General features: G+C 65.0%; 10 protein-coding genes and 1 pseudogene. 8 read left to right on the top strand and 3 right to left on the bottom strand.

Going from position 1 to position 13,172, the window contains the following annotated elements; translation table 11 throughout:
* The first annotated feature begins 71 nt into the window (after positions 1-71).
* The 4 genes from G6R19_RS12155 to G6R19_RS12170 are packed head-to-tail and all read left to right on the top strand — an operon-like array spanning position 72 to position 3,894.
* Positions 72-1,019: a siderophore ABC transporter substrate-binding protein gene (locus G6R19_RS12155; protein WP_163165230.1), complete on the top strand. Its 948-nt coding sequence runs from the start codon at positions 72-74 to the stop codon at positions 1,017-1,019.
* A 26-nt stretch (positions 1,020-1,045) separates the two neighbouring features.
* Positions 1,046-2,053 (top strand): ABC transporter permease, encoded by a 1,008-nt coding sequence (locus G6R19_RS12160; RefSeq protein WP_163165232.1) that lies wholly within the window; start codon positions 1,046-1,048, stop codon positions 2,051-2,053.
* Entirely contained in the window at positions 2,046-3,095 is a 1,050-nt protein-coding gene (locus G6R19_RS12165) for an iron chelate uptake ABC transporter family permease subunit (RefSeq protein WP_240341852.1), read from the top strand. Before G6R19_RS12160 ends, G6R19_RS12165 begins: the two co-directional genes overlap by 8 nt.
* Before the next feature lie 40 nt (positions 3,096-3,135).
* Positions 3,136-3,894: an ATP-binding cassette domain-containing protein gene (locus G6R19_RS12170; RefSeq protein WP_163165234.1), complete on the top strand. Its 759-nt coding sequence runs from the start codon at positions 3,136-3,138 to the stop codon at positions 3,892-3,894.
* A gap of 201 nt (positions 3,895-4,095) precedes the next feature.
* Here G6R19_RS12170 and G6R19_RS12175 read toward each other — a convergent pair whose 3' ends face one another.
* The 3 genes from G6R19_RS12175 to rraA form a co-directional block, all read right to left on the bottom strand.
* Positions 4,096-5,535 carry a sugar porter family MFS transporter gene (locus G6R19_RS12175; protein ID WP_163165236.1) on the bottom strand — a complete coding sequence of 480 codons (1,440 nt, stop codon included), beginning with the start codon at positions 5,533-5,535 and terminating at the stop codon, positions 4,096-4,098.
* 212 nt (positions 5,536-5,747) lie between these two features.
* Positions 5,748-7,400 carry an MDR family MFS transporter gene (locus G6R19_RS12180; RefSeq protein ID WP_163165238.1) on the bottom strand — a complete coding sequence of 551 codons (1,653 nt, stop codon included), beginning with the start codon at positions 7,398-7,400 and terminating at the stop codon, positions 5,748-5,750.
* Positions 7,401-7,497: 97 nt separating this feature from the next.
* Complete coding sequence (gene rraA / locus G6R19_RS12185) at positions 7,498-7,995, bottom strand: ribonuclease E activity regulator RraA (protein ID WP_163165241.1); 498 nt, start codon at positions 7,993-7,995, stop codon at positions 7,498-7,500.
* 123 nt (positions 7,996-8,118) lie between these two features.
* On the opposite strand from rraA, the gene G6R19_RS12190 reads away from it, so the two are divergent.
* From G6R19_RS12190 to G6R19_RS12205, 4 genes and pseudogenes are all read left to right on the top strand, one after another.
* Positions 8,119-9,405 (top strand): MFS transporter, encoded by a 1,287-nt coding sequence (locus tag G6R19_RS12190; protein WP_163165243.1) that lies wholly within the window; start codon positions 8,119-8,121, stop codon positions 9,403-9,405.
* A 139-nt stretch (positions 9,406-9,544) separates the two neighbouring features.
* Entirely contained in the window at positions 9,545-10,153 is a 609-nt protein-coding gene (locus G6R19_RS12195) for a TetR/AcrR family transcriptional regulator (protein ID WP_163165245.1), read from the top strand.
* Between the two features lie 280 nt (positions 10,154-10,433).
* On the top strand, positions 10,434-11,633 hold the full coding sequence (locus G6R19_RS12200) for an NADP-dependent malic enzyme (protein ID WP_163165247.1): 1,200 nt from the start codon (positions 10,434-10,436) through the stop codon (positions 11,631-11,633).
* Positions 11,634-12,122: 489 nt separating this feature from the next.
* Positions 12,123-13,147 (top strand): annotated as a pseudogene (locus G6R19_RS12205) (IS30 family transposase).
* Positions 13,148-13,172 lie beyond the last annotated feature (25 nt).

The following is a 13,172-nucleotide window of genomic DNA, read 5'->3' on the forward strand; positions in this document are numbered from 1 at the left end:
CCTTCCCTTACTTATAGGCTCTGGATCATTAGGCAACGAAGTTGTGACGTATTACCCGAGCGGAGAAAAACGTGAAGAAGAGGCTGTCAAGCTACCTGGGGGCACTTGCGGCGGGAGCGGCGCTTCTGACCGTCACCGCTTGCGGAGGAAGCGCGACGGCGACTCCCGCTGACGAAGCAACCACCATCACCGTGGAGCACGCACAAGGCAGCACCGCCAACGTCCCCGTGAATCCGGAGAAGGTTTTCACGTTCGACCTCGGCGTCCTGGACACGCTGGATGCCCTCGGCGTCGAGCCCGCGGGCGTGCCGGAAGCCGCCTACCCGGAGACACTCAGCAAGTACGCCGACGCGAAGTACAGCAAGATCGGGTCCCTGAAGGAACCGGACTTCGAGGCCGTCAGCGCCGGCGAACCCGACCTCATCATCATCTCCGGCCGCACTGCGGGAGCTTATGAGGAACTGAGCAAGATCGCTCCCACGATCGACCTGTCCATCGATGCTGCCCAGCCGATGGAAAGCTTCAAGGCGCAGACCGAAAAGCTGGGAACCATCTTCGACAAGGCGGCGGACGTGGAAGAAAAGCTCGCCGCAGTGGACGCCACCATCTCCGACACGAAGGCCAAGGCCGCCGACGCCGGCAAGGGCCTGATCGTCCTGACCTCCGGCGGAGAGTTGACCGCCTACGGCGCCGGCTCGCGCTTCGGCATCATCCATGACGTCCTGGGCGTCCCCACGGCAGCAGACGTCAAGGTTGACGGCAGCCACGGCGAGGCAATCTCCTTCGAATACATCAAGCAGGCCAACCCGGACATCCTCTACGTCATCAACCGCGACACGGCGGTAGGCAACGAAGCTTCCGCCGCCAACCCCATCCTGGACAACGAACTCGTCCAGTCCACAAACGCCGCCAAGAACAACAAGGTCGTCAACCTGGACCCCGCCGGCTGGTACGTCGTGGGTTACGGCCTGAACAACATCAAGGCAATGGTGGACGCCGTCGCCGAGTCCGTGGCCTAACGCCACCCAACTGAGAACCGAGCTCCATGACCGCCACCGCCGTGCGCCCGCTTGCGCCGGCAACCCGCAGCCAGGCCCGCCGCAGTGCAGGCCTGGCTGCGGCCGCAGTTGCCGTCCTTGCCCTCGCGGCCGCCAGCATGTTTGTGGGCGTCAGCGACGTCGCACTTCCGGCCCTCCTGTCGGGCGAACCGGCCACGGTGGAGGTCTTCTGGATTTCGCGTGTGCCACGGACCCTGGCCGTGGTGCTCGCCGGCATGGCGGTGGCTGTCGCCGGCCTGATCATGCAGCTCATGGCCAGGAACCGCTTCGTGGAGCCCTCAACGGTGGGAACGGTTGAATCCGCCACGCTCGGGATCCTGGTGGTTACCGTCTTTGCCCCGCAGGCCCCGGTACTGGCCAAGATGCTGGTGGCCAGCGCCTTCGCCATGCTGGGAACCGCGCTCTTTTTGGCCATCCTGCGGCGGCTCCCGGCCCGCAATACCCTGCTCATCCCGCTGGTGGGAATCATGCTGGGCGGGGTGATTGCTGCCGTCACCACGTTCTTCGCCTACCGCTACGACCTGCTGCAGACCCTCAGCAACTGGATGATCGGCGACTTCTCGGGGGTCCTCCGTGGCCGGTACGAGCTGCTCTGGATCGTCGCTGTCCTGATGCTGCTGGGCCTCCTCGCCGCCGACCGTTTCACCGTGGCGGGAATGGGCCAGGACTTCACCACCAACCTGGGGCTGAACTACGGCCGGACCATGCGGTTGGGACTGGTCATCGTCTCGCTGATCTCGGCGGTGGTGGTCACCACCGTGGGCGCTGTCCCCTTCCTGGGGCTCGTGGTGCCCAACATCGTGTCCCTCGTCTTCGGCGACAACCTGCGCCGGGCCGTGCCGTGGACCGCCCTGTTCGGCGCCGCCTTCGTGCTGGTGTGCGACATCATCGGCCGGACCATCCGCTACCCCTACGAGGTCCCCGTGGGAATGGTGATGTCCGTGCTGGGCGCCATTCTCTTCCTCGCCCTGATCCTGAGGAAGCGCAATGCGTGAGAGCACAACGCTGCTGCCACCCGCCCAAAAGCCTGGCATTGTGAAGGGGCGGGCCGCGGGGGCAGCGCCCAAACTCAAAGCCGCCATCCGTAATGCCTCTCCCCGCCTGGTGCTGGGGGTCCTGCTCGCGGCCGCGGCCGCCGTCGTCTGCCTTTTCCTGTTCTTCGAACTCAAAGGCAACATCGGATACATCCTGCCGCGCCGGGCCATCAAAGTGGCCGCGATGCTGCTGGTGGCCGTTGCCGTAGGGGTGTCCACCCTCCTGTTCCAGACCGTCACGGCCAACCGGATCCTGACGCCGTCAATTATGGGCTTCGATTCGCTGTACATCCTGGTGCAGACGGCGATGGCGTTTACGCTCGGGGCCGCCGCGGTGGTGGCCGCCCCGCCCACGCTGCAGTTCGGCGTCGAAGTGCTGCTGATGGTGGCGTTCAGTGCGCTGCTGTACCGCTGGATGTTCACCGGCGCCACCCGCTCCCTCCATCTGCTCCTGCTGGTGGGCGTCATCCTGGGCAGTTTGTTCCGCGGCCTGTCCTCCCTGCTGCAGCGGCTGATGGAGCCGAGCGAATTCATCATCCTCCAGGACCTGTTCTTCGCCAGTTTCAACAACGTGGAGCCCGCGCTGCTGGGTGTCTCCGCGGTCATCGTTGCGGTTGTCTGTGCGGTTGTCTGGCGGGCGCGCCACACGCTGGACGTGCTGGCGCTGGGGCGCGACGTGGCCATCAACGTGGGTGTCGACCACCGGAAAATGGTGATGCGCGTCCTGCTGGGGTGCTCGCTGCTGGTGGCGGTGTCCACAGCGTTGGTGGGGCCCGTGACGTTCTTCGGGCTGCTGGTGGTGAGCCTGGGTTATCAGCTGTGCCGCGGCTTCAGCCACGCCTGGCTGCTGCCCATTGTGGTGCTGATCGGCGCCGTGGCCCTGGTGGGCGGGCAGTTGCTCCTGGAAAAGGTGTTCGGCTTCGGCACCGCCCTGAGCGTGGTCATCGAATTCGCCGGCGGCATCCTGTTCCTCTACCTCCTCCTGAAAGGCTCGCTGAAATGACCTGCCCCCGTCCTGGTGCCACAACCGCAGGTACGCTGCCATGATCGAGGTCCGGAACGTCTCCAAGAGCTACGGCGGGCAGGCGGTCCTCGACGACGTCAGCTGCGTGATCCCCGAGGGTGGCATCACCTCGATCATCGGCCCTAACGGGGCGGGAAAGTCCACCCTGCTCTCGCTGATCAGCCGGCTGCAGCCGCTCGAGGCAGGCGCCGTGTCCGTTGCCGGCCTGGATATCGCCGCCACGGACAGCCGGGAGCTGGCGCGGACCATGGCCATCCTGCGGCAGGAAAACCACCTGACCATGCGGCTCACCGTCCGGGACCTTGTGGCTTTTGGCCGCTTCCCCCACTCCGGCGGCCGGCCCACTGTGGAGGACCTCGCCAAGGTGGAGGAAGCCATTGTGCACCTGGACCTGACGCCGATGGCGGACAAGTTCGTGGACGAGCTCTCGGGCGGCCAGCGCCAGCGCGCGTTCATCGCCATGGTGCTTGCGCAGGACACCCGGTACCTGCTCCTCGATGAGCCGTTGAACAACCTGGACATGAAGCACTCGGTGGAGATGATGCGGCTCCTGCGCAGGCTGGCTGACGAGTTCGGGAAAACAATCGTCCTGGTGGTCCATGACATCAACTTCGCGTCCTGCTACTCAGACACCATCCTGGCCATGAAGGACGGGCGGTTGGTCCATCAGGGCAGCCCCCGCCAGATCATGCAGCAAGCCATGCTCCGCGACGTGTACGACATCGACATCCGCATCGAGGACATCGACGGCAACCGGATCGGCGTGTACTTCGCCTGACGTTTCCCAACGCTCTCCCACTTGATGCGTCCTTTCCGGCGACGCTCCTTCACTTGATGTGGGTTTTCCGGCGACGCTCGTTCATGTTCTGCACGAAAAGCCAAGACCCTCCCGCACATGGGAATGTGGGGGAGGGTCGGCCGTTGGGCTGCCAAAGGTGAAGGAGCGTTCCGTAAAAACGCCCGTTAGGTGAGAGAGCGTCTAGCCCTTGGCGGAGCCCTTCGCCACAAACAGCGTCTCCGCCTGCTCCAGGGACATCCCGTTGGTCTCCGGCACCTTGAACATCACAAAGAAGAACGACGCCGCAGCGAACAGTGCGTACATGGCGTACGTCAGCGGGAGCGAACCGGCGGCCATGACCGGGAAGCTGAGCGTGATGGCAAAGTTCGCCACCCACTGCGCAGCGGCGGCAAGGCCAAGGGCGCGGGCACGGATCCGGGACGGGAAGATCTCGCCCAAGAGCACCCACACCAGCGGGCCCCAGGACGCGCCGAAGCTGACCACAAACACGTTGGCCGCCACGAGGGCCACCGCACCCCAGGCTCCGGGCAAAGAAATCTCGGTGCCGGATCCAACCGCGGAGGCGAACGCCAGGGCCATGGCAGCCAGGGACACGGCCATACCCACCGAGCCCGCCAGCAGGATGGGCCGGCGGCCGATGCGGTCCACCAGTGCGATGGCCACGAGGGTTACCAGGATGTTGGTGACGGAGGTGGCTACGGAGATCATGAGTGAATCTTTTTCCTGGAAGCCCACCGCCTTCCACAGCGTGGTGGAGTAGTAGAAGATCACGTTGATGCCCACGAACTGCTGCAGGACGGACAGGATGATGCCCACCCAGACAACCGCCTGCAGGCCGAAGGTCTTGCCGCGGAGCGAGCCTTTCTGGCCCGCCAGCTTGTCCTCTTCGATCGCTTCACGAATTTCGCGGATGTGCCGGTCGGTGTCCTCGGCCGGTGCGATCGAGTCAAAGACTTCGCGTGCTTCGTCTTCCTTGCCCAGGAACACCAGGAACCGCGGCGACTCCGGGAGGGTGTAGGCCACCCAGCCGTAGACCACTGCCGGCAGGGCGGCGGCCAGGAACATCCAGCGCCAGGCCTCGATCCCCAGCCAGAAGGCCTGGTCGGCGCCGCCGGCGCTGGTGGCGAAGAGCGCGTCCGAGAGCAGCGCCGCGAAGATGCCTGTGGTGATGGCGAGCTGCTGCAACGACGCCAGGCGGCCGCGGACCTTGCGCGGCGAAATCTCGGAAATGTACGCAGGGGCGATGACCGAGGCAAGGCCGATGCCCAGCCCGCCCACCAGGCGCCAGAAAATCAGGTCCCAGACACTGAAGGCGAAGCCGGTGCCGAGGGCGCTGACCAGGAAGAGCAGTGCGCCCAGTTTCATAGCGGGGATGCGTCCGTACCGGTCGGCGACTTTTCCGGCCAGGTACGCGCCGGCAGCACAGCCCAGCAGGGCGATGGCCACGGCGAAGCCTGTGACAGCCTCGGACAGGGCAAACTCGTCCTTCATGGCATCCACCGCGCCATTTACCACGGACGAGTCGAAGCCGAACAGGAATCCGCCCACCGCACCTGCGAGCGCCAGCCAGATCACCCGCCGCGGTATCTTGGCTGTTGTCTGCTCCTGGGCAGTGGGCATGGTTCTCCCTTGGTTCGGGTTCGGGTGGATGCGGTGCGGACGTCGTCGGCTGCGGAACCGGCCACCTGGCCGGCGCACACGCGCTAAACAGTGTTCCACGCCACCGCGGACTGTTCCAGTCGAGGGGTGCCAGGAGCCTGCTTGCCCCGAAACAGAGGACGACGACGGCGGGAGGCGCCCGCCGTCGTCGTCACATGGTGGGGGAGGGCAGGTTAGTGAACCGCGGCGGGCTCCTGCGGAACCGCCTTGGGGTCCGTGAGTTTCTTGTTGGGCAGCGCGAAGCTGATCAGGAATGCGATGCCGGTGAGCACGGCTGCCGTGAGCATCACGGCGTCGATGGCATAGGCGAAGCCCTCGGTGATGGGGCGGGTCAGCGTGCTGTTGGCGGTGTGAAGCCAGCTGGTGTCGTTGAGGGATTCGTTGGAGGCGCCGTCCCGGAAGAACTCGTACAGCTTGGCGTTGGCGGGGTCTCCGGCCACCGCAGGATCCTGAAGGACTGCCTGGTACTCCGCACTTCCCATCGCGGACTTCATGGTGTCCGCGATCCGGGTAGCGGCCAGGCTGAACAGCATGGAGATGAAGACGGCGGTGCCCACTGCGCCGCCCATGGAGCGGAAGAACGCGGCGGAGGAGGTGCCCACGCCCATGTCGCGGCGCGGCACGGACACCTGCATGGCAAGGGTGAGCGGCTGCATGCAGAAACCCAGGCCCATGCCGAAGAAGACCGCGATCACCCCAGGGACCCACAGGCCGGTGTCCACGCCCAGGGACAATCCCATCACCAGGGCGGCGACCGTGAGGATGGCCGTGCCCATGATGGGGAAGATCCTGTAGGTGCCGGACGCCGAGATGGTGCGGCCGGCCGTGATGGAGCCGGTGAGGATGCCAACGGTGAAGGTGATCATCATCAGGCCGGCCTCGGTGGGGGTGAGGCCCTTGACCAACTGCAGGTACATCGGGAGCATGGCGATGGCCCCGAACATGCCGATGCCGATGATGAAGTTCAGCAGCGATGACAGGCCAAAGGTCGCGTTCCGGAAGAGCCGCAGCGGGATCAGTGCGTAGTCGCCGGCACGCTTCTCGGCGAGCAGGAACCAGACAACGCCCACCACGCCCAGGCCGTAGCAGAGGAAGGAGTTCAGGGACGCCCAGCCCCAGCTGCGCCCCTGCTCCGCCACCAGCAACAGCGGCACGATCGCCAGGGTGATAGCCGCTGCGCCCCAGTAGTCGATCTTCTGCTTCACGTGCTTGGCCGGCAGGTGCAGGAACAGGAACACCACTGCCAGTGCGGCGAGGCCGATGGGCAGGTTGATAAAGAACACCCAGCGCCAGCCCTCGAACCCCAGGATGTTGGCGGAACCGGCGAAGGCGCCGCCCACTACGGGGCCAAGCACCGAGGAGACGCCGAACACGGACATGAAGTAGCCCTGGTACTTGGCGCGGTCCTTCAATGAGACGATGTCGCCGATGATGGTCAGGGCGAGGGCCAGCAAGCCGCCCGCCCCCAGGCCCTGAACGCCGCGGGCAAGGGCCAGTTCGGTCATGGAATGGACCGAGCCTGCGTACAGGGACCCCGCCAGGAAGATCACAATCGCGGTCAGGTACAGCGGGCGGCGGCCGAAGATGTCGCTGAGCTTGCCGTACAGCGGGGTGCTCACCGTGGACGTAATGAGGTAGGCGGTGGTGGCCCAGGCCTGGAGCGAGAGCCCGTCCAGGTCATTCGCGATGGTGTAAATGGAGGTGGACACAATCGTCTGGTCCAGTGATGCCAGGAACATGCCCAGCATCAGGCCCACCATCACGGTGACGATTTGGCGCGGGGTCAGGGTGTCTCCTGCGGCGCGCGCGGCAGCGGGTTTGGGCATGGGTGCTCCAGGGGAAGGAATCAGGCGGATAGTTGCTTTCAGTAACTATGTTACGCGCAGGTCTATTCCCCGGGGCCAGAACTTTCTGCTGACGGGGCTAGCGTTCCACGAGGATGCCGTCCGGGTCGCACCAGATCTTGGTCCCGGTCCGGATGGTCACGCCGTCGATCACCAGGTCCACGTCCACCTCGCCGGCACCGGCCTTGGCACTCTTCCGTGGGTTGCTGCCCAGGGCCTTCACACCGAGGTCCAGCCTGGCGATCGCTTCACGGTCACGGATTGCTCCGTTGATGACGACGCCGGCCCAGCCGTTTGCCACGGCGCTTTCGGCAATCATGTCCCCCATCAGAGCTGTGCCCAGCGAACCGCCGCCGTCCACCACCAGCACGTTGCCGTTGCCCGGGGTGGCCAGGGTGGACTTCACCAGCGCGTTGTCCTGGAAGCAGCGGATGGTGCGCGCCTGTCCGCTGAAGTGTGAACGGCCGCCCAGTGACTGGAACTGCAGTGATATCGAGGCCAGTTCCTCGCCGCGCTCGTCGTAGAGGTCCGCGGTGTCGACGGCGGTGCTTTCCGCCGGAGTGGACGCTGCGCTCATGTGGTTCTCCTTGATGCTTGGGCTGACGTTGCAGAATGGTATTCCGCCATCGGACACGGCGGAGTGGTACCGCCCACGATAGTCTGATCCCGTCGCCTATCAGCCGTCCCCGGGGAGCACGTCATGAGCCTGTCAGATACTCCCGCACCGCTGGATCAGGGAGCCGGGGCGCAGGGTACGACGGCGGCGCTCGCCGAGCCGACGGTGAAGGTCACCGCGCGGTGGGTCACGGGGCTGGTACTGGTCAACGTTGGCATCAACGCCGCGTTCTTCGGGCCCATCAACATCTTTATCGCCGAGCAGGCCATTGGCATCGACGAAACAAACAAGGAAGCCATCGCCTCCCTCGTACTTGGGTGCGGTGCCGCCGTATCCCTGGTGGCCAATCCACTGTTCGGTGCGCTCTCTGACCGGACGGTCTCGGGTTTCGGCCGGCGTGCCCCCTGGGTACTGGGCGGTGCCGTCCTGGCCACGGCAGCATTGCTGGCGTTGTCCGGGGCCACGGCTGTTGCCCTGATGGTCCTGTTCTGGTGCCTGGTCCAGCTGGGCGCCAACGCGGCCTATGCGGCCATCACCGCCGCCATCCCGGACCGGGTGCCGGTGCTGCAGCGCGGCGGAGTGGGGGGACTTGCGGCCCTGGGCCAAACAGCGGGCATCCTCCTGGGCTCAGTCTTCGGGGCGGTGGTGTCGGGAAACTACATGGTGGGGTACGCCCTGTGTGCTGCCGCCCTGATGTTCTCCGTGCTGCCGTACCTGTTCCACCGGAATGACCCGCCGCTGCCGAGGGCGCTCCGCCCGCCTTTCTCGTGGCGCAGCTTCCTCCGCGGCTTCTGGATCAGCCCGGCCCGCCACCCGGACTTCGCCTGGGCCTGGCTCACCCGCTTCCTGGTGAACGTCTGCAACCAGCTGACCATTGTGTACCTGATCTTTTTCCTCGGGGACGTCCTCAAGCTTGAGAACCCCGCGCTGGGAGTCCTGATCCTGACCGGCATTTATGCGGCGCTGGTGATGGTTACTGCGGTGATCGCAGGGCCGTGGAGCGACCGGCTGGGCCGGCGGAAGCCGTTTGTGATCGGATCCTCAGTCCTCATTGCCCTCGCGGGCCTCACTATGGCGTTTTTCCCAGTATGGACCGGCGCACTGGTTGGCGCCGCCATCCTCGGCGTGGGGTTCGGCGCCTACCAGGCCGTTGACTTTGCGCTGCTGACGCAGGTGCTGCCGCAGGCCGCCGACCGTGGCAAGGATATGGGGGTCATTAACGTGGCCGCCTCGCTGCCGCAGGTGTTCGCGACCGGCCTCGCGTTCCTCGCGGTGACGTACTTTGGGGGGTACTTCACGCTGTTCATCACTGCGGCTGTCATGGGCCTCCTGGGTGCGGTGTTTGTCGTCAAGATCAAGGGCGTCCGCTAACCGGCTGAAACCCCGGAAGCTAAGGCAGGCTGACTAATTACGGCACAGTACCGTGCCGTATAGTTGAACCGGATTGCAGGCGGTCCGGGATGGGGACGCTCCTGGCTGCTGCACCGTCAAACACAACCCCGGAATACTGATGCCTGAGACCTTTCCAGACCATCCGCCCATGGCTGCCATGCCCTCAGCTCCACGCCAGCGCCTGCGCTATTCGCGCATCCTCGAGGCTGCCGGCGGCTTTGCCCGCAAGGGCCTGGACGCCGTGGAACTGCCTGAGGTGGCGGCGAAGGCCGATGTACCCCTGGGCACGCTGTACCGGTACTTCCCCACCAGCACCCACCTGATGCTCGCGCTCTACCGCCACCAGCTCGGGGAGCTGCAGGTTGCCGGGCGGACCACTGCGGCGCGGTTCCGGGGCCGGGCGCTGGGTGGACTGGTGATGGAGATCTTCCACATGCGCGTTATGCAGCCCGCCGTTGAGCAATGCTTGAGCCGAGGCGTCTACCTTCCGGACAGGGACACCACAGCCCTCCTGCGCGAAATCGACGCGCTGAGTGAAAAGGCCGTGGCCAATGCCTGCGGCGACGCCACGGCGGCCAGGGTGCTCCTGCTGACGGTCACTGGTCTGGTCCAGTCCGTCCGGAACCGCCGCCTTTCGCTTTTCGAGGCCGAGGAGGACCTAAAGAAGGCCTCCGCACGGCTTGCCCCGGCCGCCGAAGGCACCTACACACTCCATCAAAGTGCGTAATCGGTCTAGACCAATCAGCCGTTAAATCGGCCTTATTGCCGTGACGTGGGTCACAAGAGTAGTTGCAGAACCGTTTTGGCACGAGTTCCGGCAGTCAAATCGCGCACAAGCCCCTTCCGCCGCTGCCTACCATGGTCGAAACGGAGCAGCAGGGCGCATCCCCGACGCTCCTTCCAGACCCGCCACCCTTGGGTTTTCCGCCGCACCACTCCGCCTTAGGCCTATTTGGGCCTGGGCCCCACGTGCCGTGTGCCCACGGCGAGCACCAGGAGACAACGACGTGTCCATTGACGCAATTGCAGCCACTGACAATTCCGCAGCCACCGCGCTGAGCGAAGCCGAGATCTTCGAAGCCCACCAGGGCGGCAAGCTCTCCATCGCCAGCACCGTGCCGCTGTCCAACAAGCGTGACCTGTCCATCGCCTACACCCCCGGTGTGGCCGAGGTCAGCCGCGCCATCCACGCCAAGCCCGAACTCGCCCGCACCCTCACGTGGGCCGAGCGCCTGGTGGTCGTCGTGAGCGACGGCACTGCGGTCCTTGGCCTGGGCAACATCGGCGCCAGTGCCTCCCTGCCCGTGATGGAGGGCAAGTCCGCACTCTTCAAGACCTTCGGCGACCTGGACTCGATCCCGCTGGTGCTCAACACCACGGATGTGGACGAAATCGTGGAAACCCTTGTCCGCCTGCGCCCCAGCTTCGGCGCTGTCAACCTCGAGGACATCTCCGCCCCCCGCTGCTTCGAGCTTGAGGAAAAGCTTATCGAGGCGCTGGACTGCCCCGTGATGCACGATGACCAGCACGGCACCGCCGTCGTTGCCCTCGCCGCGCTGACCAACGCCGCCAAGGTGACCGGCCGCGGGCTGGAAACCCTGCGCGTGGTGGTCTCCGGCGCAGGAGCGGCAGGCATCGCCGTCGCCGAAATCCTGCTGGCAGCCGGCATCACCGACGTGGTCCTGCTGGACTCCCGCGGCATCATCAACAGCACCCGGACGGATCTGGCCGCGGACCAGGCCAGCAAGAAGGCTGACATCGCCGGCCGCAGCAACCCCCGCGGCCTCAAAGGCGGCCCTGCCGAGGCCCTGGCCGGGGCGGACGTCTTTATTGGTGTCTCCTCCTCGAAGCTGGACGAGGAACACCTGGCGCTGATGAACCAGGACGCCATCGTTTTCGCCCTCTCCAACCCGGACCCCGAGGTGCTGCCCGAGGTCGCCGTGAAGTACGCCGCTGTGGTTGCCACCGGCCGGAGTGACTTCCCGAACCAGATCAACAACGTCCTGGCCTTTCCGGGTATCTTCCGCGGTGCCCTGGACGCCGGGGCGCGCCGCATCACCCCGGCCATGAAGCTTGCGGCTGCGTATGCCATCGCGGAGCTCGCGGCGGAGGACCTCGCGGCCGACTACATCGTGCCCAGCCCGCTGGACCCCCGGGTGGCCCCGGCCGTCACAGCCGCTGTCGCAGCCGCCGTGGAAGCGGAGTAGCCTCCTTTCCTTGCGCAAATTACGACGGCGGTGCCTCCTTGAGTTCTAGCGGTCGTTGCAACACCCAATGATTTGGGAGTTGCAACGGCCGTGCCGCGTTTAAGCGCTGTTTCATCAATACCTCGGAAGTATGCAAGATCGACTGTTCAGCAGAAGGAAGAGTTCTTCCGTGTTTTTGATCGATTGGGGAACGCGACAGAGGCCGCGGCAGAACTGGGTTTGAACCGGAACACCTGCTACCAGTGGATTAGGAAAGCCGGCCTGGCTAGGAAGCGTTCGGAGAGACCTACTCGGGAGGACTTCTTCCGGCTTCGCCAGTCCGGCGTTTCCCGCCGGGATGCTGCCAGTACCTTGGGAATTCACCGTACGACTGCCGATGAATGGGACACGGGTATCCGTAGGACTCAGAACGGCAGAATTTACCCCGACGGCAGGGCGGTGGATTACAACAATGGGGTGACCACCACAACCCCAGCCACCAGAACGGGCATGGTTCCGTTGCCTGCGTTGGAGCAGGCTATTGATGAACGCTTCCTCTCGATCAAGGAACGCGAAACGATCCGTGACCTGCTCCAGGCCGGGAAGTCCCGGCGGAAGATCGCCGAGGCCCTGGGCCGCCCGGCCTCGACAGTAAGCCGCGAGATCGCCCGTAACAGCATTCCCGATGGCGGGTACCACCCGTACGCGGCGCATCGGGCAGCTGCCTCCCGCCGGCCACGGCCAAAGGACAGCAAGCTCGCAGCCGAGGGCCGGCTGTGCAGGTATGTGAAAGGGAAACTGGACATACGCTGGTCTCCGGAACAGATCAGCCACACCCTGATCAAGGAATTTCCCGATGATCCGGAGAGATGCGAGTGAGTCACGAGACGGTCTATCAGGCCCTTTACGTCCAAGCCCGTGGAGGGCTGAAACGCGAGGTCCAGACCGCTCTGCGCACTGGCCGGACCCGCCGGAAGGCGCGCAACAGCGGTGAGCAGCGCCGATCCCGGTTCTCAGATCCGATGGTCAACATCTCGGAGCGACCGCCAGAAGTGGAAGACCGGGCCGTGCCCGGGCATTGGGAAGGCGATCTCATCACCGGAGCCTACAACCAGTCAGCGATCGCGACTCTCGTCGAACGCCAGACCCGGTACGTGATGCTCGTGCACCTTGAAGGGAACCACACTGCAGAAACTGTCCGTGACGGGCTGATCACCACGATGAACACGTTGCCAGAGCATCTGCGCGGCTCCCTGACCTGGGACCAGGGCTCAGAAATGGCCGCCCACAAATCCTTCACCATAGCCACCGACATGGACGTGTACTTCTGCGACCCCGCCAGCCCTTGGCAACGCGGTTCAAACGAAAACACCAACGGACTGTTGCGCCAATACTTTCCCAAAGGAACCGACCTGTCCGTCTACGGCCCCGAAGACCTCGAGCACGTCGCCCAAGAACTCAACGGCCGACCACGTAAAACGCTCGACTGGGATACCCCAGCCGAGCGTCTGCGTGATTTACTCTTGACGAACTAACCGCCAACGGTGTTGCAACGACCCC

The sequence above is a fragment of the Arthrobacter sp. Alg241-R88 genome, from assembly GCF_900537115.1.
In the GTDB taxonomy this organism is placed as follows: domain Bacteria; phylum Actinomycetota; class Actinomycetes; order Actinomycetales; family Micrococcaceae; genus Arthrobacter.